Consider the following 25,710-nt stretch of genomic DNA (forward strand, 5'->3'; position numbering starts at 1 on the left):
TCCGCCCTGGCTGCCTCTATCGCTGTGATGGATGAGCCCGCCTCCCTGCACGGGCCGCCGATCATGGAGAGCCTGTTCCAGAGCGTCCAGAACGAAGCTGGCATGCGCCGTCCGGCTCACCCGCCAGCCGACGATCCGGCGAGCATAGGTGTCGATGACAAAGGCGACATAGACGAAGCCCGTCCAGGTCGCGACGTAGGTGAAGTCGGAGACCCACAGCATGTTCGGCGCCGGGGCATGGAACTGGCGATTGACGTGATCGAGAGGGCATGGTGCCGCCTTGTCGCTCACCGTGGTGCGGATCGGCTTGCCGCGGATGATGCCTTCGAGGCCCATGGCCTTCATCAGGCGGGCAACCGTGCAGCGGGCGACATCGAAGCCCTCGCGCTGCAACTGCCGCCAGACCTTGCGAACGCCGTAGACGCGGAAGTTCGCCTCGAACACGCGTCGGACCTCATCCTTCAAAGCCTCATCCCGCTTCGCCCGAGCCGACAGCCGGGAGGGATCGATGCGCTTGGCGACATGGTCGTGGTAGGTCGACGGGGCGATCGGCAGCACCTTGCAGATCGGCTCGACCCCATGCGCCTCGCGGTGATCGTCAATGAATGCGATCATGGCTTGAACCGGCGGTCGAGCTCCGCCTGGGCAAAATACGCGGAAGCCTTGCGAAGGATCTCGTTGGCCTGGCGAAGCTCGCGGTTCTCGCGTTCCAAAGCCTTGAGTTTCGTCGCCACATCCGTAGGCACACCGGCTCGCACGCCACTGTCGCGCTCGGCCTTCTTCACCCACTCATGCAGCGTCTGCGCCGTGCAGCCGATCTTGGCGGCGATCGACGACACCGCCGCCCACCGCGAGGCATGCTCGCCTTCGTGATCCAGAACCAGCCGCACCGCACGGGCTCGGACCTCGGGAGAGAACTTGTTGGTCGTCTTGCTTGTCATGGCTCCACCTTCTCAGGAGTTGGAGCCTCCGATCAACCCGGCGCGGTTCAGCTCGCTTGCCGGGAGCCGGTTGCTTGCGAGGAATGCGCGACGCTCAGTCAAGCACCGAATGCCGGAAGCCTTCGCCCTTCAGACTGTCTCGATAGATGGTGTTACGGCGAACGAAGGAGATGCCGATATCGCACTTCTTGCTTGAACGTCGGCGCAGTATCAACGATGGATTTCAGGACGGCCTATTCGAGCCCCAGCTTTCGCTTGAGTTCGGCATTCTCCTTGCGCAGACGCTCGGCCAGCAATCTCTTCAGCCGCTCGTTTTCTTCCTCAAGCGCAAGCAAATCCTTCAGGTCGTTGCCCTCCTCTGCTGGCCTGACGGCCCTCTTCCATTGATAAAAAGTCTGCTCGGAAATGCCGGCCTTCCGCGTGGCGCTCTTGATGCTTTCCCCAGCTTTGATCGACTTCTCGATAAGGCCAAGTTTTTGCGCTCGTTCCGTTGTGGAATGAACCTTGCGCGGCGACCGCATTGCGGGAACATTGGCACTGGGGACTGCAGCCTCGGACGTGGCCTTTCGCGCGATTTGCTTTGCTTGCGCTTTCGGCTTCCTGGGCCTCGAAGATTTCTTCGTCACTTGAGCCGTGTCCCCCGTGTCAGCAGCATCGGCGGGAAGCTGCATTGATTCAACGTCCTTTAGATCGGCCATAGTATGCTCCGCTCGCTTCATTTTTCGATCTTCAGCATCAATGGCCGTCACATCGGAGTCAATACGCCGAAGCTTCGGCAGTTCCACAGCGCCGACTTCTTTCGTCATGTCGGCGGCAATAGAGCCCAGATCAAGATCGCCCCAGATCGAACGGTTCTGCCTGGATCTACCCCGCTTTTGCTTGATCTCAATAGTGAACGGTCGCGCCTGCCGCTTCATAATATTCCTTCCTTGATGAGGAACGACTTGCATGACAAGTCGCTGTATCGCCGGCGGGCGCGTGTGTCGCCCGGCGTCGTGTTTAAGGGGCGGAGCTTTATCGATGCTGTTGCCGGCTAGCAACCGGCGATAGTTCACGGCATCACCTGACCCGATCGGAGACAGGCTGAGGTAAGCCGTGATGAACGGCTTCGTCACGACATGCTCCGTGTTTTTACGCCAGCGGTGTCGGATCCTGCGACTGTGTCCGTGCGATGGCGCTCGTCGAACAAGGCATCGAATTCAGCCTTGCCCCGCGCGCGTGACTGTCGAGCGGCTTCGGGAAGGTTTCGGGTGGGAATATCGACGAGCCGCTCCGCCGCCGCTTCGGTCGATGCGAGATTGAGATAGCGGTGCAGGTTCGCGGCAAGACGCGTGTTCGTCCGCGATCGGCGCAATATCGCGGTGGCGACCTCGTCTCCATCATAATTCTCGAAGCAGTTGTCAAACGCGCGGGTTGGTCTGCGCCCATACGCGATGACCTTGGCCGCATAAGCGACGCGGCCGCGGAAATTTTCCGGATCGTTAAGACGCGACATCTCGGTATCTCTCCTTGGGAGTCGGGCTTTGTTCTGTGGTCAGGAACGCGACTTTCGACGCATCTGCGAAACTGCCAGAAGTTCTTCGATCTCCGCGTCGGACAGATCTTCAAGAGGCTTGGGGATGGGTCTCGGCCCGCCGGTGTCGATTAAAACAGTGCGTCTGCCGTGCTGATCGGCCGCAAAGGCGTCGGGATTTCTATCGCCCCCGATCTCCTTGAATTCGGCAGGCATGGTGTTCCAGATCGCCTCGAGCTTCTCCGCACGCGTCATGCTGTCGCTGGCACCCGTCTCATAGGCGATGATGGCCGCCCGCATTGCATCCGGGCTGCGCCTGTTTGCGAGGTTGCAGAAGCCGTGAAACCAGCGTTCGCGGCCCCGGATCCTGATCGCGAAGAAGACGCTGGTGACATACCCGGCCTTGTATTCGGACAGGCCGAACATGCCGGTGCGCATGAACAGCGGCGGCAACAGGTCAAGCATGAAATGATAGGTCGAACCCTGTAGTTCGAACCACTCGCCGTCATAGGGCGCGCCCGACAGAGGATCGTTCCCTGGGGTATCGCGATGCCTGTCAAACAGTTGAAACATCTGTTCTTGGGTGGCGACACCCTCGAAGACTTTGCGGAAAGGCGGATGATCGGACATGGCTTGTTTCCCGATGAGCCGAACCGGCCACATGCGCGACATGGCGCGGCAGCTCGGCAATCGGCGAATTGAAGGGATTGGCGAGATGGCGCCGCCCCGGGATGGGCGAACGACCGTCAGGCAGCGCGCAATAGCGATGCGCAGAAACGAAAGGGCCCGGCATGACCGCCGGGCCCCTGTGCGGAATGGCCGTGCCGACTACTCGGCGGCCTGGAGATGATCGCCCTCGCCGCCGTTTTCGGCAGAGGGCTCATCGGAAGAGGACTGCGCGCCACTGTCGGGAAATGCCGGGAGAATGTTCGCAGTCTCCGGGTCGGATCCTGCCAGTGCATTACCGTCGGTCAGTGGCTCGACGCTCTGCGACAGGCCGTCATCGGAACGACGCAATGGCTCGGGCAGCCAGTTCGACCCCTCGAGGAGGCGAGCGGCCTCGCGGGCCATGCCGTCCTTCTTCATGTGGTCGATCAGTTGCGCGGGTTGCGCGCCACGGGCTTCACGAACGGCCTGCAGGATCCGCGCCTTGGTCAGATGTCCGAGGAACTCGACCGTCGGCGTCCAGCCGGCAACGACCATGTCGAAGCCGAGCGCGCCGGCAAGCAGGTCGGCATGCGCGAGCGCCCGTGGCCGCCTGTTCCAGGGCTCGACCACGGCGTTCAGGGACAGTGAGACGCAATGCGCGAACAGCGCCTTGCGGCTTGCTTCATCGAGATCCAGAAGGAAGGTCCAAAGTTCCGCTTCATCCTCAGGAAGATCACGGTCAAAACCTTCGTGGCGCTCAGTGATCTCCTTCGCCCACGACGTTTCGGCCAGTCCGTCGACCTGGCTGAAGCTGCCGCTCTTCAGGCTGATCTCCAGACACGAGGCGGCAGCGAAGCGATAGAACACCTGCAGCACGAGGGCATGGAGGGCGGCGACGAAGGCTATATCGGCATCACCGGCCAGCGCATTGCGCATCGCCAACGTCCGTTGGGCGGTCAGGTCGAGGACAATCCGGTCCGGCAGCGGCTTGACGCCGTCATCCTCAGCCTCCACGCCGGCATCACCCTCTCCCGGTCTGACGTCGACAGCGACCTTGTCGACGTCACCGACACCGGATGTGGCATCACCGGTGTCCGTTTCAGCGCTGCCGTCATCTTCCGCTCGAGGCTCGTCCTCGGGGCGCACAAAGCCCGCTTCGACCTGAAGCTGGCCGTCCGCGCCAAGCGTGACGAACACGCCAGCGATGGCCTTTTGCTCGGGATCGTAGCTGTGTGGACGATCGTCGAATGCATCCAGTTCGGCTCCGAGCTGGTCGAGTTTGCTTTCAACCTGCTCATCGGCTTCATCGGCCTCGGCATAATCCGCATCGAGTTTTTTATATTCGGCTTTCAACGCATCGTAGCGTTGGATCTCCTCTGCGCTCAGCTCCTCGGCTTCGGCATAGACTCGTCGCATGCCGGACGTATGGCCGTATGGAAAGCTGATCGCCGTCTCCACCCACTTCCAGCCTTCGGTCCTGATCGCCTCCGCGTCGACCTTCAGCTTTTCGAAGACCAGTTGTTCGAGAAGTGCCGCATCCTGGAACCAGCCACCGGAATCCTGCTCGAACAAATCGCGCAGGATGATGCCGCCAGCTGCCTCGTAGGCCTCCGCCCCGACATAAACGGCCCGGCGATCGTCGGCCCTCACGGTGGTCTCCGTCAGCAGTCGCCTTATGTAATAGGGCTCCTGCATATGCGAGGTGGAGACACGCTCCCACACCTGTTCCTGGCGCGCATGATCGTCTGAGATCGAGAACGCCATGATTTGGTCCAGCCGGATCTCATCTTTTTCATAGAGATCGAGCAGTTTTGGCGACAGCGATGCGAGCCGCAGGCGCTGCTTCACCATCGCCGCTGATACGAAGAAGCGGGCGGCGATTTCCTCGACGTCGAGGCCTTGGTCGCTAAGCGTTTTGAATGCTCGGAACTGATCAAGCGGATGGAGGTCGGCTCTCCGCAAGTTTTCGGCAAGCGAGTCCTCTTCGGCCGAGGTCTCCTGCACGCGATTGACGATGCACGGGATTGGCTCGTTCTTCGCCAGCCGCTTCTGCTTGATGAGGATGCCGAGAGCCAGATAGCGCCGGCCACCGGCCGGCACCTCGAAGTCGCCGGTCTCTTCACCGTTTTCGTCGAGCACGGCACGGACATTCAGGCTTTGCAGGAGCCTGCGCCGCCCAATATCCTCGGCAAGCTGCTCGATGGACACGCCGTCCTTCACCCGCCGGACATTCTTCTGCGACAGCACCAGTTTGTCGTAGGGAATGTTTTCCGCGGCGTTCATTGCGATCTTCTGAATGGTCCTTGCCATGGTCAGGTTCTCCATGACGGGCGGCCCGGGGCCACTCCCCGCACCTCCAAAGCCCGTCAGAAAACCTCCCCTCCCCCCTTTACCTCTGCGGGCCGCCTCACCAGCGCCCGGCAACGATGCACCGACGGCCAGCCCTGCATCTCCCCGTCATCGCACAAGCTTTTCCGTGTGCAACCTGTTGGCCTGCAGATCCTGCACGTCGTGGTCGTGACTCTGGACACGATGTTGTTTCTGGCCCTAGCGACACATGTATAAATTGACCGTACGTCATGATACGCGAAGACTGTATCGAGGTCGGAATTGAGAGTGCAATTCTTTGTCGAGCAGGTTCGCCCGGCCGGTAATGGTGCAAGTTGGCCGGCTTGACCGTGAGCGCGTCAGCACAGTGCGACGCACGAACATTCCACTCGCAAATTTGGGGTGAAGAGGGACCCTCACCGTTCTTGCATAGCTGCACTGCACAAAATGTGTTTGCGCATCGCACAACTTTTAGCCATTAAGCCTACAGCTGATGCACGCGATGGTCTCCTCCCATTCCATCGTATCAGCTGTTCCCCTCTGAAGGTTTTGACCTTCACACCTAAAGGGCCTCGGTTTTCCGATGGCCCTATTTTTTTGGCGGTCGAAACGTCGTTGATTGTCTTCGTCACTGTGTGGAAGGCGGCGCGACCGCCGCTTCAGCCATTAGGCCTTGGGGTCATTTCTGCCGGGCTCAATCCACCCCTCCCGACAATAGTCTGTAAGCGCGTAGGCGTCCCCACGTAGCGTGCAGGCGGTTGATCGCTCATTTTCAGCATGAATCATGCGGAGAATCCTATGAGCGACAGTATGAGCCATCATCGAACATTCGAGATTTTGACGGCGGAGCCTGTGCCGTCCCGACGCAAGCCGCGCTCGGCGGTTGCGCGTTCCGAGGGGCTGGACCCCTCGCAGCTCTATGCGTGGCGCCGCAAGGCGCTTTCGTCGGGCATGGTTGCGCCACTGACGGAGGGAGCGAGCAAGCCGGCGAAGTTCACGCGCTTTGAAGCGGTGGGCAGCGACACGGTGGAAATCGTCATTGGCGACGCAGTGGTGCGCGCCGGCGGCGATGTCGATCCCGATCGCCTGGCGAGGATCATCCGCGCGGTTCGTAAGGCATGATCGCTTCCGGTGTGGTGGTTTACGTGTCGTGCCAGCCGGTCGACTTCCGCAAGGGCGCGGCATCTTTGATGGCGCTGGTCAGGGATGGCGGCCTGGACCCATTCTCGGGGGCACTTCACGTATTCCGTTCGAAGCGTGCGGACCGGGTTCGCATCGTGTGGTGGGACGGCAGCGGGGTTTGTCTTTATTCGAAGACTCTGGAAGATCACAGCTTCTGCTGGCCGGGGATATCGGCCGCGCGCATGCGTCTCGACCACGCCCAGTTGATGGCGCTTCTGGCCGGACTGGACTGGAAAAAGATTCGTCCGGCCAGGGTCAGGCGGCCGTTATCGACGGGCTGAAACCGGCCTGCGGCAAGATGAATCATGCGGCTGGAACGGTTGGGAAAGCGGCTGTTTTTGTGCTCTGTTGCTTGCCATGGTTCTACCGGGTCTTGCCCTTCCCGACGACGTTGATGCGCTGAAGGCGATGATCCTTTCCATGGCTCGCGAGCAGGCTGCAAGCGAGGCCCGGATCGCAGTCGCCGACGCTCGGATCGCAGCATCTGAGGCGGAGGTCGCCCGGCTGAAAGCTGTCGAGAAAAGCGCCAGCGAGCGGATCGCCAATCTCACGTCAATCCTGAAAGTTTTACAGCGCACGCAACATGGCACGCGTTCCGAGCGGCTACGCCTGGCCATCGACGACGAGCAGGCCTCCTTTGCCTTCGAAGAGGTCGAGACCGGCCTTTCGGAAATCCGGAGCGAACTCGACCGCGCGGTCGGGAACAAGCCGAAGCGCGCCCCGCGTCCGCGCAAGGGCTTTGCTGCCCACCTCGAACGCATCGAGGAGGTCGTCGAGCCGGAAATCCCGGCCGACTGCGAGGGGCTTGAAAAGGTTCTGATCGGCGAGGATCGATCCGAGCGGCTGGACGTCGTGCCGCCGAAGTTCCAGGTCATCGTCACGCGCCGTCCCAAATACGCCTTCCGGGGCCGTGACGGCGTGGTCCAGGCTCTGGCGCCGGCGCACATCATCGAAAGCGGGCTGCCGACGGAGCGGCTGCTCGCCTATATCGCCGTCTCCAAATACGCCGACGGCCTCCCGCTTTATCGGCAGGAGGCGATCTATCTGCGCGACGGCGTCGAGATCAGCCGGTCGTTGATGGCGCAGTGGATGGGGCATCTGGGCTTCGAGCTGCAGATGCTTGCTGATTACATACTGGAGCGCATCAAGGAGGGCGAAAGGGTCTTCGCCGACGAGACGACCTTGCCCACCCTTGCCCCTGGTTCCGGGAAAACCACGAAAGCCTGGTTGTGGGCCTACGCACGGGATGACCGACCCTATGGCGGAACCAGTCCGCCAATGGTTGCCTATCGTTTTGAAGACAGCAGAGGTGCGGATTGCGTGGCGCGCCACCTCGCCGGATTCAGCGGTATCCTGCAAGTGGATGGCTACTCGGCCTATACCAACCTGGTCAAGGCACGGGCCAAAGCCGGCAGCAATGAAACAATCCGGCTCGCCGGGTGCTGGGCTCACCTGCGGCGCAAATTCTACGACCTGCACATCAGCGGGGTCTCGCAGGCCGCGACGGATTCGATCATCGCCATGACCGAATTGTGGAAGGTCGAGGACGAGGTCCGCGGCAAGGATGCCGGAAGCCGCGCCGCGCTACGTCAGGAAAAGTCCGTGGCCATTGTCGCGAGCCTCTTCGATCTATGGGAAGCGGAACTGGGCAAGGTCTCCGGAAAATCCAAGACCGCCGAGGCGATCCGCTACGCGCTCACCCGGCGGGAGGCGCTGGAACGCTTTCTGATGGACGGTCGCATCGAAATCGACTCCAATATCGTCGAGCGTGCAATCAGGCCCCAGACGATCACGCGAAAGAATAGTCTATTCGCCGGCAGCCACGGCGGTGGACGAACCTGGGCGACGGTAGCCACCTTGCTGCAAACCTGCAAAATGAACAGCGTCGATCCGCTCGACTGGCTCTCGCAGACCTTGACCCGCATCGCTCAAGGCTGGCCGGCATCCGAAATCGAAATGCTCATGCCTTGGAACTTTAGGCCTGACGTTATCGGCTGACCGCTTACAATAGTCTTACCTTTGCCAGCCTTCTACGGGCAAGCGTTCGCGCCAGAGGTTCAAAGCCGCGTCCGTAACTCTCAACAATGAAAGACAGCGTCATCAGATCGAGCAGAAGGTCGTCGATCGCGTGTGTGAGCGCATCGGACCTTTGTTCGAATTGAAGCAGCAAGGCGCGCGCCTCTTCGATCGCGGCTCGGCAATCGTCTGCGTCTATCAGTGCGTCAACCCTGTCGAAGATCTGCAAGCGCTCTCACTTCCCAAGCCACACTCAACGCATTGAACGCCGCTGGTGAGTGCGTTTTCACCGAAGGACATGGTCGCGTCTCGCGAAAAGGTCTCACCCAGAAAAGTGCCTGTGATGAGGCATGATAGGTCAAACGACAAGCAGGAATCCGGGCTCCCTCCAGATGATGCTTTCGAAGGCGAGGTGCGCCGGCTCGGGTCTCGTTACGGCGTCTCGGCCGCAAATTACTGGTCAGAAGGAACTGTGACCGCGTTCGTCGGAGGCAAAAGAGTTTCTCTCAATTCTGCCAGCCGCCACGGTTCAGTCGAGATTACATGCGAGACGGCCGATAACGGAAAGCAAAGGCTCGCAAAAAATGAGTAGAGTGGCTGGATCAGTTGAAGATTTGGCTGCACCAACGACCTTTGCGCCGCTCATGCAGCCAACCTTTCGTTCGATCTGGCTCGCCACGCAGGTTTCCAGTCTCGGCTGGCTGATGCAGACTGTTGCCGTCAGCTGGCTGATGGCGACGATCTCAACGTCCGATCTGATGGTGGCGCTGGTGCAGGCTTCATCGAACCTGCCCGCATTCATCTTATCTGTCTTCGCTGGGGTGCTCGCCGACAATTTCAGCCGTCGCAGGGTCATGTTCGCCGGCCGCTGTCTTATGGTGATCGCCTCTGCAATGCTGACCGCGTCTGTTGCGCTGGGCTTTGTCAGTCCGTGGATGATCCTCGGCTTCAGCTTCTTGATCGCATCTGGCGGTGCTCTCAACGACCCCGCCTGGCAGGCTTCGGTTGGGGATATGGTGGAGCGGCGCGATGTTCCCGCCGCCGTCACTTTGCTTTCCGTCGGCTTCAACACTGTGCGGACCGTGGGGCCGGCACTCGGCGGTATCGTGGTTGCCTCATTCGGGCTTCTGACCGCTTTTACCGTGACCACCCTCACCTATCTGGTCCCATTGGCGACCATATGGCGCTGCAAGTGGAAGGTGCGCTCCTCGCCTCTGCCGCGTGAGTCGATGAGGACGGCGATCTATGATGGGCTGCGCTTCACGGCGATGTCGTCGGAAATCAAGGCTGCGATCGCGCGCGGAACCCTCTTTGGCCTGGCGAGCATCGCCATTCTCGCGCTGTTGCCGCTGGTTGTCCGCGATCAGTTAGGTGGAGGACCGCTGGCCTATGGCACGCTCATGGCCGGCTTCGGGACCGGTGCCGTCTTCGCAGGCCTCTCCAACAGCACATTCAGACGGAGCTTGTCGCAAGAACGGCTTATGACTCTCGCTTGCGTCGCCTGTGCGGCATGCTCACTCTCCTTGGCGCTGACGTCTTCCATCGTAGTGGCGGCAATTGCGCTCGCCTTGGGCGGCGCGGGCTGGGTCACCGCCTGGTCCGGCGTTGGCGTGAGTGTGCAGTTGGCGAGCCCGCGCTGGGTCGTAGGACGCACAATCTCGATCTACTATGCCTTGATCGACGGCGGCATCGCGGCCGGCAGTTGGGTGTGGGGCACGGTGTCCCAGACCTATTCCGTGGCTTGGGCTTTGGAGGGCTCCGCCGGAGCCCTGCTGCTGGTTGCTGCAGCTGGGGTCCTGTTCCCACTTCGTGAGCGCCACGAGTCTGAGCCCGATCCTTTGGAGGCATTCGACGCCCCGGCTGTCGCCCTCAATCTGAAGCCGAGAAGCGGCCCGATCGTGGTCAAGGTCGAATATCTGATAGCCGAGAAAAATCTCGAGGCCTTCCTCGACCTCATGCGGCAGCGGCGTCATGTCCACAGCCGCGTCGGTGCTCGGAACTGGACCCTTCAGCGCAACCTGCAGAAGCCCATCCAATGGACAGAAACGTTCCGTACGCCGACCTGGACGGACTATCTTCGCTTAAACCATCGTCTCACGGAAGTAGACAAGGAACTGGACGAGCGTATCTTCCAGTTGCATGGGGGAGAGGAAGCGCCTCAAATGACGCTTTCGATTGAGCGGCCGACAAGCTCGGCCCGCAAACCCTATCAGTCAATCCTTCACCTTCCCCGTCATTGAAGCACGACTGCAGAGGACACACTCTCCGTCCGCATCGATCACACTCGCCGCATGGACCGCTTCCGGTCAGTGGAGTCGGGCGCGCGTTTGCGGCGGGACCATATTGCTGCAACAGCACGCGACTAGCGGCAAGCAGATCGTCGCCTCGTTGAGCACGATCTGCGCCGAACCCTTTGGCGCGACATCGGCGAGCGTGATGTCGCCGACCCGCGCCAGCCGCTTGATCGCCGAGTCTTCGCGACCGAGCCGTTCGCGCGTCACGTCGTTGGCACCGACCACGACGAGCGGCGCGATCGCCGCGGGGGGCACGTTCATCTCCGAGCGCACCGAGCGGATAGGCAGCTGCTGCCGCCTCGTTGAAGCGGTATGAGGTGATGCCGTCCGTTATCTCCCGCGCGGCACGCGTCAGTTCGGTGAGGATCCAGCGGTTGACCGCCAGCTTGGCATCGTTCAGCCAGAAATCGACGTTGCGCGCGACTTCGTTCATCTCGGCGAAACGCGTCGCGTTCCACAGCTTGGTGCCGAAATTGCGATAACCGGCGATGCGCGCCGGATCGAGCTTCACGTCGCGGCCTTGCGCCGCCATCACCGTCTCCAATTCCGCCACCAAATGAGCGGTGTCTTCGTTTATCGACGCGCATCTAAGTTGTCCGTTCTTCTCCATCACAATTATTGCCGTGCCGGTCGCGTCATATCCAATCGCAGCCATCCGCTGAACGCAGGCGTCGCCGTCGACGCGAACATCGAACAGAACCGACCCTGCGGTTTTCTCCGCGGCGTCAGCCACACGATCGCCGAACGGTCGATTGAGGCCCTCGATATTGGCGAGTGACTGCTCAAACAAGGCCAATTCAACATGCTCCGCCACCATGGCGGCGAGAGTGCGCGCCGGCTGGCGCAATCGGCAAGACGCCAGCGCTGATTATCCACACACCAGCCACCGCTGGCCCTTTTCACGGGCGACAACACATCCGTTAACAGAAGCGCCTCACGTCGGCCGCCAACTCCTGTACTGCAAACGGACGGCTCAATCGCTTCTGCCGCCGTGCGGCGTGCCAGCCCGAGCCGACTTCGAACGCGATTGTTGGCACCGGCCGGAAACGCCCGCCGGCGCAGCGGCGACCCAACCCGCCTCATTTGAGGGACACGTGCCCCAAATGCGCATTGGAGACGAACAGAGTTTCCCTCGGGTGGCAAAGAACAGCATCCGATACTTTATCGTCTATATAATTGATAGACATACTGAACAGCGAAAGTGGGAGCCATTACCAAGATTGGAGCGAGGCGATGATGTTAGCTGTGGAGAGATTTTCGAGAAGGAGGTTTGGCGCCTTCGTAGCCGCTTTTGCGATAATCGCTTCTTTCGCCCCTTTGGGGGCCCTAGCGGGCAGTCCGGACGCGGGTAAGCTGCCGACCAAAATCCCGGAGGGCACGGTGCTTCGCATCGGCGATCCCGAAACGCAAAGGGCATTGGAACTCTCGGGCCTGATCGACAAACTGCCGTTCAAGGTGGAGTGGGCCAATATCAGCGGCGGTCCCCAGACAATTGAAGCTTTTCGCGCCGATGCGCTGGACGTCGGATCGGTCGCCGACATTCCGCCCATCCACGCGACGTGGACAGGGCTCAAGGTCAAGATCATTGCCGCGAAGTTCCGCAAGGATCCGGTAGCGCACCCGATTTATCAACTCGGGATTGCACCCGGTGTCGAGGTCAAGACGCTCGCGGACTTGCGCGGCAAGCGGATTGCGTTCAGCCCCGGCCAGGCGCAAGGCGCGCTGGTGCTGAGGGTCCTTCAGGCCGCCGGGCTCAAAAAGGAGGACGTCAATCTCATTGAACTGCCGAGCAAAGGCGATGCCTATCCGGTGGCGCTCGCCGGCAAGCAGGTTGATGTCGCGCCGATCTGGGGCGTCCTCATCAAGCACTATCTGCACCAGTATGGTGCAGACGGCGCGACCACCATCCCGCATGGCTTGCGCGACGATCCAGAGCATCTCTATGCGCCACAGGCGGTGCTGGACGATCCGGCCAAGGCTGCCGCTCTCGGCGAATATGTGCGCTACTGGGCACTTGCGACCCGATGGGTGCAGGAACATCCCAAAGAGTGGGTCGAGGGCTACTACGTCGCCACCCAGGGCCTCAACGCAGAAGATGGCCAGTATCTCGTCGACGCCGACGGACAGTTCGACATCCCGTCCGACTGGAACGACGTGATCACGCGTCAGCAGGCGACGATCGACCTCCTGGCCAAGGAACTGAACAGGCCCACGATCAAGGCCGAGGACCTTTTCGACAGGCGCTTCGAGACGATCGCCGCTAGTGCGCTGAACGCGTCCTGACGCCTGCATCCCCAAACTGGAGACGACGCAGATGAACGCTTTCTCAACCACGGCCGCGGTTGCCGCCAACATTGGCTATGCATCTGATGAGAGGGCGTTGATCCCGCCCGCCGTAAAACCCCGCAGGATCGGGACGAGACGTCGCCTGGCGCTTGGGCGAGCCATCCCGTTTGGCGCGCTGATTGGGCCCGCACTGCTTCTCGTGATCTGGTCCCTCGGCAATGTCACCGGCCTGATCGACCCAAGGACGCTGCCGGCGCCCTGGTCGGTCGTCGGCACGGCTATCGATCTCATCGCCGAAGGCAAGCTTCAGGATCATCTGATGACGTCTGCCTGGCGGGCGGCACAGGGGCTGGCGTTCGGCGTCCTGATCGGGACCGTGCTTGCCCTCATTTCAGGGTTGTCGCGGCTTGGCGAGGCGATCATCGACGGCCCGGTTCAGATCAAGCGGGCGATACCGACGCTCGCCCTGATCCCGCTGCTGATGCTGTGGTTCGGCATCGGCGAAGGCATGAAGGTGACGGCCATCGCGCTGGCTGTACTCATCCCGATCTATATCCAGACCCACAGCAGCTTGCGCAGCATCGACAGCCGATATGTCGAACTGGCCCAGACCTTGCGAATGGGCTACGGCGAATTCATCCGCGAGGTCATCCTGCCGGGCGCCCTTCCCGGCTTCTTCCTCGGCCTGCGTTTGGCGGTGACCTACGCCTGGCTGTCTCTGGTGGTGGTCGAGCAGGTCAATGCCACCAGCGGCATCGGCTACATGATCGATCTCGCGCGCAACTACGGCCAGACCGACATCATCATCGTCGGCCTCGTCGTCTACGCCTTGCTCGGTCTCGGCTGCGACGGCATCGTTCGGTTCTTCCAGGAAAGGTCGCTGTCATGGCGTCGCACCTTGGCGGATTGAGCGGCGCGCCCGTGGTGCGGGTCGAACGCCTTGTGAGGAGTTTCGGGCCGCGAACCATCCTCGACGGCCTCAGTCTCGACATCGACAAGGGCGAGTTCGTGGCCCTTCTCGGCCGTAGCGGCTCGGGCAAGAGTACTTTGTTGCGCGCGCTCGCCGATCTCGATGACAAAGTCTCCGGATCCGGACGACTCGAAACGCCCGACAAGAAATCGGTGGTGTTCCAGGACGCCCGGTTGTTGCCATGGAAACGCGTACTCGAGAACGTTGTTCTTGGCCTCGACCTGCCCGACGCCGCTGAACGCGGACGGGCGGCTCTCGAAGAAGTTGGCTTGCGGGGCCGCGAGACCGCATGGCCGGTCGAGCTCTCTGGCGGCGAGCAGCAACGGGTGGCATTGGCGCGTTCGCTGGTCCGTGATCCTGACCTGCTGTTGGCGGACGAACCATTCGGCGCGCTCGACGCGCTGACCCGCCTGCGCATGCACGATCTGCTGCGCCAGCTCTGCGCCCGTCACCGGCCGGCCGTCCTGCTGGTCACCCATGATGTGGACGAGGCCGTGACGCTGGCGGACCGGGTTTTGGTGCTCGACAATGGCGCGATCACCGCCGACATCGCAATCGATATCCCCAGGCCACGCAATCATGGCCATCGCCGCTTCGGCGAGATCCGCTCCGAACTTCTGCGGCATCTCGGCGTCGAGACAAGGCCCGTGCTGCCAGTCTGAGCGCCCCAAGACTTCGCGCCCAGCGCGACCACCCTAGGAGGACCAACTCATGCCCGTCCAACCACGACAGTTGAACCTCAACCTTTTCATCTATCCTGGCGGCCATCATGAAGCCGGCTGGCGCTACAAGGAGTCCGCCCCTGAGAGAGTGCTGGACATCGCCTACTATCAGGAACTGGCAAAAAAGGCCGAGGCGAGCAAGTTCGACGCGCTGTTCTTTGCCGATGGTCCCGCGCTCGTCGACAACATCCGCTACGCAAGCCGCCTCAGGCTGGAGCCGCTAACGTGGATTTCGGCGCTCGCTGCCGTGACGAAAGGCATCGGCTTTATCGCGACCGCCTCAACCACTTACAATGAACCCTACAACCTGGCCCGGCTGTTTGCTTCCGTCGATCATCTGAGCGGCGGGCGCGCCGGTTGGAATATTGTCACCACGGGCGATGCGTCGGCAGCGTTGAACTTCGGCTTTGACCGCCATCCAACCCACGCCGACCGTTATGAGCGCGCCGGCGAATTCGTCGATGTGGTGACGAAGCTCTGGGACAGCTGGGAGGACGACGCGCTCGTCTCGGACCGGGAGTCCGGAATCTTCGCCGACACCGACAAGATCCACCCAATCAACCACATCGGCAAATATCATCGGGTGAAGGGCCCGCTCACGCTTCCGCGCTCGCCGCAAGGGCGTCCGGTCTACGTCCAGGCGGGTTCTTCGGAAGACGGACGGTCGTTCGCAAGCCGCTATGCCGAGGCGATCTTCACAGCCCATCAGACACTCGGCAATGCGCAGGAATTTTATGCTGACATCAAGGCGCGCGTGAAGTCGGTTGGCCGCCACCCCGACCACGTCAAGGTCTTGCCCGGCATCAGCCCATTCATCGGTTCAACCGAGGCGGAGGCCCGCGCGCTGCATGACGAGTTCAACGAGCTGACGCAGCCGGAATATTCTCTTGACCAGCTACGGCGCATCGTCGACGCGGACCTTTCCGGCTACAATCTGGACGGGCCATTTCCGCGCGAGCTCATCAACGTCGAGGGCGAGCGCGGCGCGAGCAGCCGTTTCCACGTCGTACTCGACATCATCGAGCGCGAGAATCCTACCATCCGCCAGCTGCTGCACCGCCTCGCCGGGGCACGCGGGCATTGGGTCCAGGCCGGGACGCCCGAACAGATTGCCGATAATATCCAGGAATGGTTCGACAACGGTGCCGCGGACGGCTTCAACGTCATGCCGCCTTATCTGCAGGGCGGGTTCGACGTGTTCGCTGAGGAGGTGGTGCCGATCTTGCGCCGGCGTGGACTTTTCCGGCACGACTATGACGGGGCGACGCTGCGGGACCATTTCGGTCTGCCGCGCCCGGAAAATACGTTCAGCCGGCCGCAAAAGGCGACCGGCTGAGCTGCTTTCGCAGCAGGCCTTCAATCTTGAGGGATTCGACCGGCACGAAACTCTCGCCCGCATCTCCCGGTCGGTGTTTTCGCGTCATGACGCGCTCCTGGCACATGTATCCGGTTGGCTTCCGGTTCGGGCTCGTCCTTATTTGGCGGGACGACAGCCGCCTCCCAGGATGGTGTCCGCTTCCTTGACTATCTTGCCGGGCTGTTTCGTCTTCCTCGCATTAGCGGAAGTTAAATTTCGAGTGTTCCAGCTTGCCGCAAATTAGGGTCTCGGTGGCATAACTCGGCATGACTTTCAGGGTGCTGGCAGGAAAGAGTGATGCGCGGGCGGGAATGGATCAAGGGGTTGCGTCAGGACGATGCCCGGGAGGTGCGTGCGCGCATTGCCGAACTGGAGCGCGACCTCATTGCGACCACACCTCAGCGACGCCATCGACGTTTCGACGCCGGGAATGAACTTCGTATTGCGAAGTTCCGCCTGGAGCGTATCGAGGAATGCATCGCCGGAATAGCGGAGAAATATGGGCGTTAGCGGAAGCTCGCCGCTCGGTTCCGTCCTTCCGCTGGGGATCAGAGCGTTGAGCAGTCAAAGGAAGTCTTTTCCAAATTGAGCTCGGACGCCGAAACGACTCAAAAGGCTTTCGAGTCAACCGTTGAGACGGCCAAGACCACCGGCAACGAGATACTCCTGAGGACGATTGCCGCTCGGCAAGCCAATGCCGAAGCCGGCTTCACGCACCTAGAAGCACTGATTGCTGTGAAGTCGCCGTCCGAGTTCTTCGAACTGCAGACCGCGTTCTTACACAAACAGATCGAAAAGTCCGCCGATCAGGCCAAGGCCCTCCAGGAATTGATGTTGAAAGCAACCGAGGACGTGTCCAAGCCAATCAAGGATGCCTTCGAGACGGTTTTGAGGCTACGCAAGGCCGCCTGATTGCTTGAGGCAACCAAGACCGAAGGTCAGCACCTCGTCTATTGGGAGCCTGATGCTTGTCCTACCCCATTAGTTGGCCGCCAACAAGAACGCCGCCGGCGCTCAGGGCAGTGGTCAACCCTTCTCACGAAAAGGAAACAATTGTATCCTACGATTCGGTGCTCCTGGCAGGAGCGCGCCGCCCGTCGTTGCGAAGCTGTTGACAGCACTGCCGATGCTGACGCTCCCGTTCATGTCATGTTCGGGCTCGCGAGGTGGTTGACGGGCGACACTTCCCAACGAGCCAGGAGAACTGGCATGTCCAAGACTGATGTTCAGCCGTCCTCGATTGAGGGCATAAAGCGCCTTGCCAAGGCGATTTCAAAGCGAGATTCAATCCCGCACAGCAAAGCCCTCGACACGGCATCTCAAGTATCGGGCTTTGGAAATTTCCAGCATGCACACCGGTCGTTGGGCGATCGTTCAGCGCAAGCCAGCCCGGCGCCGAATGTGGTCTATATCTCCACCTTCTGGGAAGATGGCCAAACACGAACCTCCGGCCGTGAGACGATCCGTGTGTTCATTTCAAAGCCGCTTGATGAACTGATCAAGCCGTCTCAGTATCGCTATGCTCATAAGCTCGGTCGTCTCCGGCGTCGTGCCTCGGACCATGTGGTCGATAGGTATCGATCAGACTCGGCGCGCGCAGCTCTGGACATCGCTTGCGGAGCTGCGAGGGTACTGCAGTTCATGGACATCACGGGCCTGCAGCCATCCAAGGCAGACGTCGAACCCGGAGCGGAATATTCGGCCCGCCTGCCTGGACGTGATCATGGAAGTGCATGGTACGATCCCGTCGCAAAACATCACGTTGGGGCCGACGAACCTTACGCGGGGAGTGCTGCGTCGAAAGAGCGTGACGCCTGGGCGCGGCGACACAACTGGTCGCTCGCAAGGCCGGAATGGGCGGGGATGTACTATCCGGGAAGCTGTGTACTTTACCTGTATGCCGATGCGTCGAAGGGATATTCGCTTGATGGGCTTCTCAAGGCGCTTTCCAAAGGCCCTTCACCGATCGTGCCCGCGAATTGTGACCGGGTCGCCATCGACGGTCGCGCTCCTTTTGTGACTCCGGGAGAGAAGGCTAAAGCCGAGGCGACGCTCGCGAGAAATGTTCAACGAAAGGCTACCGCGCCACGCGGTCCCAATACCACTGCCGAGTACCGGCTGCCGCTCAGCGGCATGCGGCGCCGGCGCCCGAAGGCGGCGATGCCCGTGGACGCACATGCCAGGATAGGCACCCTGCTGAAGGGTGTGCTGACCGACATGCGGGCGCGCGCGGGCGTGTACAAGCGCGTCGATGCAGTCCGAAGCGAGCTTGATGACTGGGTTCAATGCGAACACGATCGGGCGGCTATGCTCGATGCGGTGTTTTTCGACCTCTACTACGGAGAGAATTCCGCCGGCGGAACGTCAAAAGCTGGCGACCAACACATCGAGGACCTCCGCCTCGCACAGTCCATATTGATGCAACACTATCCGGATTGTGCGCCATTGAGGGACCTCGTTGCGAAAATCGATCTTGCCGTCATATCGCTCGAGAAGTTGCGGTGACGATGATCGGTGCCGATCAGGCCGCTACACCGAGCGCGGCGTGGTCGTGTGCGACTGCTTGCCGCGATGGCGACAAACCGGGGCTTGACCGCGGCAAATAGCGCCGGCGGCAGCGGCACGTAGTAGCCGCTCTCCGTCTCCAGCGGCCGGATGTCGGGCCCAGGCCAGGCGCACGGGTTGGCTCCGTCAAAACGATCCACCACCGCTCGCCGCCGAGCCGCAAATGCAACCTGACCGCAGCTGGTACCTCGATGGCACCGGCGGGAATGGCGACCAGGGCGAGCACCAGGCAGGACCGGTCCTTCGGCTTCCACGCGACCCTCGCGGTGATGCCATACAAGAGATACGAATAAGGAAAGACGAGATAGGTCAGTGAAGCTGACGCTTCAACGATATGAGATATACCACCGCCTCAGACTCTTAGAACAGGGAACCGCCGCATTCCGGCGCGCGAATGATTGGAAAACAGACTGTGGAATTCCCTTTGAGGGTCACCACCCGTCGTCGGGTTCGGCCGCGTCAGCAAACACATGGAGGGGCGATCTGAGGTCAAAACTCGGTCAAGAGATGTTGACAGGACGCGTCCTTATCGTTCCATTTGATCGGAAACGGACTGGACACACGATCTCTTGCGAGCGCACAGGTTCCTGAAGCGAGACAAGGAGGGGAGGACCGACAATCCTCTTCGCACCAACATCGCGCGTCTTCTTCGTGCGGAGCGCCGCAGTCGAGGAATCCGCCATCAAGATATGGCCAAGCTGTTGCATGCAGCGCCCGGCGAAGGGCTGGCTTATCGCACTTATATTCGGACCGTCAAAGGCAGAAACAACATCACCCTTACTACTCTTGAACACATGGCGCAGGCTTTCGGCCTATCGATAGCCGATTTTCTTGCCGGGCAGGCGGACATTGAAACTTGGGCGCGTCGTCTTGATGCGAACTCCATCCGCGCCCGATTGGCCCAGATCATCAACACCCAACGGACGCAACGTGATCTTTTCTGCTATCAGATGGCAAAACTCCTTGGCGTGTCGGAAGCCACGTTCACAAAGCTGCAGCGCGGAACAGGTAACGTCAGCGTCGATACAATAGCTGCTGTGGCGAACGTGCTAGGCAGGAATCCTGCGACCTTCCTTTTTTGCAACGATGACTGTTAAACGGCTCGAATGGACTCAGGGTGATACTGAACCTCGGCTGGGGCCACGTTTCGTCACAGATCTTTTTCCGGCGAGACTTAAAACGCCGCGTTACGCGTCAAATTCCAGTTCGGCCCCCGTCGGCTCGATGTGTCTATCGTTGTCCGGACTGCTAAGCGCTTCATATCCCACCAGTTTTGCCCGAAGAGGTTCCCAATGCCCTTCCAAACAGGTTACCAGACCACGGGCTTAATCATGTTGGTGCGCGACCAGGCCGTTACGCCGAGCGTGGCGTGCTCCTGTGCGCCTGGCTTCTCGCGATGGCGACAAACCGCGCTTGACCGTGGGAAACAGCGCCGGCGGCAGCGGCCCGTAATAGCCGCTCTCTGTCTCCCGAGGCCGGATGTCGGGGCCCGGCCAGGCGAACCGGTTGCTTTCCGTCAAAATGATCCACGACCGCTCGCCGTCGAGCCGCAAGCGCAACTTGACCGCAGCCGGGATTTCTATGGCATCAGGGGGTCCGGAAGATGGTGTGTGCGTGATCGGAAGAACCCGGACAACCGGCGAGCCGTCTTCCTGCATGGTAACCAGCGCCAGCCCCAAGCCGGGGGCGATCCTTTTCGGCTTCCTCGCGCCCCTCGCGGTGTTGCCAGTGCGAGAGATAGGAGTAACGGTAGACGTGGCCGACCATAATTTCAGTCGGCAGCATTTTTTGCCGTCTTTGCTGTCAAACCTTTTGCCGGAGGGAGCTCGTCGCTGAGGGTGCAAGCCCCGGCTCCATTTCGGCGGCTTCGACCGCCGCGATTTCGTCCGCGCTGAGCTCTGTCGTGAGCTCGACCCGCCGGTCGCGCTTCGACAGCCGGACGAAATCCTCGTAAGCCAGCAGCACGGTGCGCGGCCGGCCATATAAGGGCTTTCCGGGTTTTCCACAGGTATCGGCGGTTAACCAGAGTGGACCAGGCAGTGACCGGGCAACCAACACCAAGAAGGCAAAGGTCGTCGTCGTATGATTGGGAATAGGACTCACGGAACATTGCCCCGCCCTTTACCTTGTCGGGCAGTCTGCGCAGATAGCCACAAGCTGCGGGTTTGTCGATCGTCATCCCGTCATCCTCGCCGTCGCGCCGTTCGCCTTGAGCGCCGCCATCAGCATCGGCCCGACAGAGAACTGCCCCGCCGTCGCCTTGTCGGTCAGTACCCGCAAATAGCCGCCGGCCGAGTTGATGTGCTGCGCCCTTTGCAGGATGCAGGCAATCACGATCGCCGCGATCTCCTGGCCCATCACATGGCAAGCCTCCTCATACGCTGACGGCGAAACGCCCAGATATCCCCGCACCTGGGCGGCCGTTATCATGAGATCGCGCCAATTGCCGATCCCGTCGACGGCATAATCCGCAATTTCGGGGCAGGCCTTCAGCACCATCCCAAGCGGGTATGTTTTCGGCGCCTCCGCGGTCCTCGTCCTGGGCTCGGCCGTCGCCCCGCTTTTCTCTAAAGCAGGTTCAAATTCAAAAATAGAGTCGGTATTTGACTCAGATTGCTGCCGCTCGTTTTGAGAGTCATTGCCGCTCGGATTCGTGGATTTCATATGAATTTCCAGCAGCTTATCCACTTCGTCATGCAATGCGGCAAGCTCAGCTACGATCGGTTCGAGCTCGGCAATGCAAGCTCGGCGCGGAATTGCCTCTACAACGCCGCGGAAACGCTTCCACAGGCCTCCCCAGTCGCCCGGGACATCTTCGTCAACGGCCGCTTCGATCAGCTTGTGGATGTCACGGCGGTGCAAGGTGATCCGCTCGCGCATAAGCCTGAGAGCCCGGTTGCCGGCACGAACACATTCGGCCGCCGCCTCGAACTCGTAAGCACGGGCCAAGAGCGGAGCCAGGGAGAAGCCAAATGCTTCCTCGATCTCCCCTCCCCGGCCCTTGCGGGCGTAACGCTTGCCGTTCGGGCTATCGCGACGGATGATCACCCCGCAGTCAACAAGAGCCGCCAGGTGTCGTCTGACTGTGGGCTCTGGCATTCCGTGCGCCCTAAGCGACAGCTGTGCGTTCGAGGGAAAGACGATGAGGTCGTTTTCCTCACTCAATTCGCTGTCAGGATAGAATGATAGCAACGCATTCAGGACGGCCAGCGCACGATCGCCAATGCCGACGATGCTCTTGCCTTCGCAGAGATTGCGGTAGATCTGCCATTTGTCGACCACCCTGCCCTTGGGTATTTCACGTGAATCGTTTTGCGCTGCCAGCATGGCAAGCGACATCGGCCGCCGCCCAAAGGGCGTCGTTGCAATACCCGTCTCCATTTCTTCCTTCACCTTCAATTAGGCAAAAGAAATCTGTCCGCCGAACCGACGCTTAAAACGCTTGACAGTGATTCGCGAAAATGTGATTCTCAGCTTGCTAAAGGATGAGAAGGGCTTCCGCGACGGTGACGTTCGGGGGCCTTTTTCTTTTGCGGTTTCAGTCTCCCGTTGCTTCCTTGGTGGACTTCCGAAACGCCTCAAACAGGTCGTCCAGTTGTCCGGTGATGAACTCAGCGAAACGCAGCCCATCCGGAGCCTCAAGGGTGACGATGGCCTTTTTCGCGGACTTCTTTAGTGTAACGCTAACTGATCTATCCGTAGGCGCCCAGGATTTGATCGGCCCTCTCCGATCGGTTGCCGGAAGCTTGCCCGAGGGTTTTCCCGCCAGATGTCGGGCCAGCATTTCCAATCGGTCATCGCTTGGAGCTGCTTTGAAATTGGGGGACGCCATCAATTCCTTGACGGTATCCCCCCCCTCCCTGACTTTCTTGGCAAGATCGTACCAACGGTCTCGGCCGCTATTTTTCGCGGCGCCGATAACGTTGATGATTTCCGCCGGGATGTCCTTGGTGATAGAAATCATCTTCGAGACGACGGTCTTGTCGACTGACAACGCTGCCATAATGACTTCGCGGTCGTAACCGTTGCGTTCCAGGTTGCCAGCAAAGACGGCCTTCTCAATGAACGAGAGATCGGCCCGGGCGCTGTTTTCCTGCCCTTGGGCGATGACATGGTCCTTATCGTCCAGTTCCTTCACGACCGCCTTCACCGGTCTCCCGAGCGCCTTAGCAGCCCGTGCCCGCCGGTGGCCAAATACAGTCATGTAACGGCCGACTAAGCCGGGATGTGGACGCACTAGGATTGGACTATCCTGCCCCCTCTGCCGGATGGCTTCCACCAGATCGTCAAAGGCCTCCTTATCATCACCTATGCGATCTGAGACGAACGAGATGTCGATCGTGTCGGGATCCAGTTCAATGACCGTAGCGCCTTCAAGGAGTCGAGATTCAATGTCTTTTGCCGCCTGCGCCTTCTCGGCTAGCTCGTCGATAGACCTCGTAATGGCTCCGAAAGCACCGCGGCTGCGGTTTCGCTCCATTGCTGGCGAGAGATCACTCGCCGGATCTGAGTTGACTGCGGTCAACTTCCGATCCGTGAATGAGGTCAGCAGGTTCTTCCTGGACATCAGCGCCCCCATGCCTTGTGAATCAACTCCGTTATCTCGGAGTTGACGCGATGCACCGATTCTATCGCGCGGTCATACGTTGATCGGGTAAACTGGGAGCGTTCAACCTCGTAGAGCGTCTGCTTGGTTATCCCTGCATCCGAGATCGCGGTACTTTTCAGCATCTCGTTGACGAGCACATGCTGCTTGAACAGCGATCGCATGAAGGCGACCATCTGGCTCTGGGGGCCGTCAGTTGGCTCGTAGCGGGTAACAAGGTAACGAAGCCAGTCGAGCCGCATGTTCGCTCCCGCCCTCTTCAGGGTGCCCATGACCTCGCCCATCATCAGCAAGAACTGGCACATCGACATCACATCGAGCATCTGTGGATGCACGGTGATCAGGATGCCGGTAGATGAAGAGAGCGCCGTCAGCGTCAAATAACCGAGCTGAGGTGGGCAATCGATAACGACTACATCGTAGTGGTCTGCAACATCCCCCAACGCCTCGTCGAGACGTCCAAAAAAGATGCGGCCCATGGAGCCGTCCTTTTGAGCGAGAGCCAGGGGAGTATCGTATTCGAATTCCTGCAGCTCGAGATTCGCGGGCACGATATCGAGATTCGGGAAATTGGTCTTCTGCACGAGCGCCGACAGCGGCTTCTTCTCGTCGTCATAGCGCAGAGCTTCGTAGAGGGATTCGTTGTGGTCGATCTCCGGCTGGAAGCCGTGCAGGGCGGAAAGCGAGGCCTGCGGATCAAGGTCGATGGCTAGAACTCGGTGCCCGGTCAGTGCCAAATGCTGCGCCAGGTGGGCTGCCGTCGTCGTTTTTGCGGAGCCGCCCTTAAAATTGACGACCGCAATTATCTGCAGGTGTTCCGTGCTTCGACGGTGCGGAACATACTTCGCTGCCGCCCGACTGTTTCGATCCAAATACTGGCGCATCTCCAGTAGCTGCAGGGCCGTGTAGGAACGGCGGCCGGACGGCGTTACCATCGGCTGCGGCCCCTTGCCTTCGAGAGACAAATTCTTGAGATAACCGCTCGTTACATTGAGATACTGCGCAGCCTCCGACAACTGGAACGGCCGCAACGTCTTTTGTGCATTCGGCGGGAACATTTCGAGCCGATGTTCGTGAAGCATTGCAGAGAGGTCATTGGCCTGTTGGGTGATTAGCAGATCGACCTCTGCAATCTCTTCTCGGATTATCACATTCATCGAAATCTTCCGCACATGCGTTTTGAAAGCCGATACGGCCCACCAACCGCATGTAGCTCTGATTCTTTCGTTCCGGCAACAAATTTAATATTAACGAGAGGTTAACAGAGATGTCGCCCGTCCGCAGTTGACTGCAGTCAACTTTGGCAGCCTGATTCGACTCACGTGAAACTAACCACCCTGCCGTTAAGGAAGAAGCCCGGACGTCGCCCCTCAAGACTACGTCTGGCCTTGCGGATACAGTTGCCCCCGAGCCGCGGATGGAGGGAAGAGAATCGCGATATCGACGTCGGAGAGAATTTCGGCCAGAAAATCGCGACGGTCGAACGGCAGCGCTGAATCGAGCGCGCCTACGAAAGGGGCAACTCTTGGTCTATTACGGCAGTTGGCAGATGTGCATCCGTCGGCGCTGAGAACACATAGCGCCGGTCGGCCAGGCGAGCAGCACTGCGGCCTCTCGATCGGGCAAAGGGATCGGGTAAACGCACCCGTCCTTGGCGCAGGCCTTAACCCGATCGCCTCGGTCCGCTCGATCAGGCCGAGCTTCTTCCGACACTGGCAGGCATTTTGAGCGGCCGCGGGATAAACCCATCTCGCCAGCCACCATGCTCAAGATCGTGGACGTCGAAGACCCAACGGTCAAAAATGCGGTGGGCGCAAGCGCTCGACCGCTCCCAGTCGGCAAAAGAATGGCTCTCGCGCGGCATGAAATCGAGCCAGTCCGGATTGGCGTCTTAAAACGCGGTGCCGCGAGTGCCGTGAGGGTCGACCTCACGGATGAGGCGGTTTCGAGCCCTGCGGTTTGCCTCGGCGATGTGCCCTTGTCGATGCGCGCTCTGCGCGCCATGAAACTCCGCATGTGAACGATACCGCCGGTGGCGCGGCCGCCTAGTCGATAGAGCGGGCCGGCGAGTGTCAGTGCGCCAACATCGGACTCGCGTTTCACCCAAGACGGGTCCAAAAGATCGTGCCGATGCGCGTGCCGTCGGCCGTGCGCTCGTCGCCGCGCCAGTAAAAATCGTCAACCGCCGCAGTCGTCAATCCTAAGCCTGGAAAGGCGTTGGCGGTCAGGGACGAGTTCGGCGTCGGCCGATACGGGAATAAGGGCGGCGAGCACGGCCTCGA

General features: G+C 60.5%; 19 protein-coding genes, 5 pseudogenes and 1 other annotated feature. Of the genes and pseudogenes, 12 read left to right on the forward strand and 12 right to left on the reverse strand.

Annotated features, from left to right (window positions below; all coding sequences use genetic code 11):
- Positions 1-6: 6 nt before the first annotated feature.
- The 5 genes and pseudogenes from JG739_RS33625 to JG739_RS33645 all read right to left on the reverse strand — a co-directional run.
- Positions 7-941: pseudogene (locus tag JG739_RS33625) on the reverse strand (IS3 family transposase); the annotation flags it as partial.
- Positions 541-657 (reverse strand) — a sequence feature (AL1L pseudoknot). It overlaps the preceding pseudogene by 117 nt.
- Before the next feature lie 233 nt (positions 942-1,174).
- Positions 1,175-2,056, reverse strand: a complete 882-nt coding sequence (locus JG739_RS36305; protein WP_342216479.1) for a transposase — start codon at positions 2,054-2,056, stop codon at positions 1,175-1,177.
- Positions 2,053-2,436, reverse strand: coding sequence for a hypothetical protein (locus JG739_RS33635; protein WP_199202867.1), 384 nt, complete (start codon positions 2,434-2,436; stop codon positions 2,053-2,055). The genes JG739_RS36305 and JG739_RS33635 overlap by 4 nt, the downstream gene beginning before the upstream one ends.
- Before the next feature lie 39 nt (positions 2,437-2,475).
- On the reverse strand, positions 2,476-3,084 hold the full coding sequence (locus JG739_RS33640) for a DUF1419 domain-containing protein (protein WP_199202987.1): 609 nt from the start codon (positions 3,082-3,084) through the stop codon (positions 2,476-2,478).
- 198 nt (positions 3,085-3,282) lie between these two features.
- Entirely contained in the window at positions 3,283-5,412 is a 2,130-nt protein-coding gene (locus JG739_RS33645; RefSeq protein ID WP_199202868.1) for a ParB/RepB/Spo0J family partition protein, read from the reverse strand.
- Positions 5,413-6,228: 816 nt separating this feature from the next.
- On the opposite strand from JG739_RS33645, the gene JG739_RS33650 reads away from it, so the two are divergent.
- From JG739_RS33650 to tnpC, 3 genes are all read left to right on the forward strand, one after another.
- Positions 6,229-6,552, forward strand: coding sequence for a transposase (locus JG739_RS33650; protein WP_199202988.1), 324 nt, complete (start codon positions 6,229-6,231; stop codon positions 6,550-6,552).
- Entirely contained in the window at positions 6,549-6,893 is a 345-nt protein-coding gene (gene tnpB / locus JG739_RS33655) for an IS66 family insertion sequence element accessory protein TnpB (protein ID WP_183445374.1), read from the forward strand. The genes JG739_RS33650 and tnpB overlap by 4 nt, the downstream gene beginning before the upstream one ends.
- Positions 6,894-6,969: 76 nt before the next feature.
- Positions 6,970-8,610, forward strand: coding sequence for an IS66 family transposase (gene tnpC / locus JG739_RS33660; RefSeq protein WP_183445373.1), 1,641 nt, complete (start codon positions 6,970-6,972; stop codon positions 8,608-8,610).
- Between the two features lie 4 nt (positions 8,611-8,614).
- On the opposite strand, the gene JG739_RS33665 is transcribed toward tnpC, so the two are convergent.
- Entirely contained in the window at positions 8,615-8,857 is a 243-nt protein-coding gene (locus tag JG739_RS33665; protein ID WP_199202869.1) for a hypothetical protein, read from the reverse strand.
- 355 nt (positions 8,858-9,212) lie between these two features.
- Between JG739_RS33665 and JG739_RS33670 the strand changes: the two genes are divergently transcribed.
- Positions 9,213-10,868: an MFS transporter gene (locus JG739_RS33670; protein WP_199202870.1), complete on the forward strand. Its 1,656-nt coding sequence runs from the start codon at positions 9,213-9,215 to the stop codon at positions 10,866-10,868.
- Positions 10,869-10,991: 123 nt separating this feature from the next.
- Here JG739_RS33670 and JG739_RS33675 read toward each other — a convergent pair.
- Positions 10,992-11,538, reverse strand: a pseudogene (locus tag JG739_RS33675) (hypothetical protein); the annotation flags it as partial.
- Between the two features lie 620 nt (positions 11,539-12,158).
- Between JG739_RS33675 and JG739_RS33680 the strand changes: the two are divergent.
- The 8 genes and pseudogenes from JG739_RS33680 to JG739_RS33715 all read left to right on the forward strand — a co-directional run bounded on the left by JG739_RS33680 (position 12,159) and on the right by JG739_RS33715 (position 19,919).
- Positions 12,159-13,205 (forward strand): ABC transporter substrate-binding protein, encoded by a 1,047-nt coding sequence (locus JG739_RS33680; RefSeq protein WP_199202871.1) that lies wholly within the window; start codon positions 12,159-12,161, stop codon positions 13,203-13,205.
- Between the two features lie 31 nt (positions 13,206-13,236).
- Positions 13,237-14,118, forward strand: a complete 882-nt coding sequence (locus tag JG739_RS33685; protein WP_199202872.1) for an ABC transporter permease — start codon at positions 13,237-13,239, stop codon at positions 14,116-14,118.
- Entirely contained in the window at positions 14,094-14,840 is a 747-nt protein-coding gene (locus JG739_RS33690; protein ID WP_199202873.1) for an ABC transporter ATP-binding protein, read from the forward strand. The genes JG739_RS33685 and JG739_RS33690 overlap by 25 nt, the downstream gene beginning before the upstream one ends.
- Positions 14,841-14,889: 49 nt before the next feature.
- Positions 14,890-16,236, forward strand: coding sequence for an LLM class flavin-dependent oxidoreductase (locus JG739_RS33695; protein ID WP_199202874.1), 1,347 nt, complete (start codon positions 14,890-14,892; stop codon positions 16,234-16,236).
- Between the two features lie 318 nt (positions 16,237-16,554).
- Positions 16,555-16,767 (forward strand): hypothetical protein, encoded by a 213-nt coding sequence (locus JG739_RS33700; protein WP_199202875.1) that lies wholly within the window; start codon positions 16,555-16,557, stop codon positions 16,765-16,767.
- A gap of 24 nt (positions 16,768-16,791) precedes the next feature.
- Positions 16,792-17,169, forward strand: a pseudogene (locus JG739_RS33705) (phasin); the annotation flags it as partial.
- 297 nt (positions 17,170-17,466) lie between these two features.
- Complete coding sequence (locus tag JG739_RS33710; protein WP_244750033.1) at positions 17,467-18,762, forward strand: DUF5623 domain-containing protein; 1,296 nt, start codon at positions 17,467-17,469, stop codon at positions 18,760-18,762.
- A 749-nt stretch (positions 18,763-19,511) separates the two neighbouring features.
- Positions 19,512-19,919 carry a helix-turn-helix domain-containing protein gene (locus JG739_RS33715; protein WP_244750034.1) on the forward strand — a complete coding sequence of 136 codons (408 nt, stop codon included), beginning with the start codon at positions 19,512-19,514 and terminating at the stop codon, positions 19,917-19,919.
- A 256-nt stretch (positions 19,920-20,175) separates the two neighbouring features.
- On the opposite strand, the pseudogene JG739_RS33720 reads toward JG739_RS33715, so the two are convergent.
- The 5 genes and pseudogenes from JG739_RS33720 to repA all read right to left on the reverse strand — a co-directional run bounded on the left by JG739_RS33720 (position 20,176) and on the right by repA (position 24,585).
- Positions 20,176-20,607: pseudogene (locus JG739_RS33720) on the reverse strand (plasmid maintenance toxin (PemK-like)).
- Between the two features lie 18 nt (positions 20,608-20,625).
- Positions 20,626-20,802, reverse strand: a pseudogene (locus JG739_RS35885) (type II toxin-antitoxin system Phd/YefM family antitoxin); the annotation flags it as partial.
- A gap of 195 nt (positions 20,803-20,997) precedes the next feature.
- Positions 20,998-22,203 carry a plasmid replication protein RepC gene (repC, locus tag JG739_RS33725; protein WP_199202990.1) on the reverse strand — a complete coding sequence of 402 codons (1,206 nt, stop codon included), beginning with the start codon at positions 22,201-22,203 and terminating at the stop codon, positions 20,998-21,000.
- 157 nt (positions 22,204-22,360) lie between these two features.
- Positions 22,361-23,389, reverse strand: coding sequence for a plasmid partitioning protein RepB (repB, locus tag JG739_RS33730; RefSeq protein WP_199202991.1), 1,029 nt, complete (start codon positions 23,387-23,389; stop codon positions 22,361-22,363).
- Complete coding sequence (gene repA / locus JG739_RS33735; RefSeq protein WP_199202876.1) at positions 23,389-24,585, reverse strand: plasmid partitioning protein RepA; 1,197 nt, start codon at positions 24,583-24,585, stop codon at positions 23,389-23,391. The genes repB and repA overlap by 1 nt, the downstream gene beginning before the upstream one ends.
- Positions 24,586-25,710 lie beyond the last annotated feature (1,125 nt).

It is taken from the genome of Mesorhizobium sp. L-2-11 (assembly GCF_016756595.1).
Lineage (GTDB): Bacteria > Pseudomonadota > Alphaproteobacteria > Rhizobiales > Rhizobiaceae > Mesorhizobium.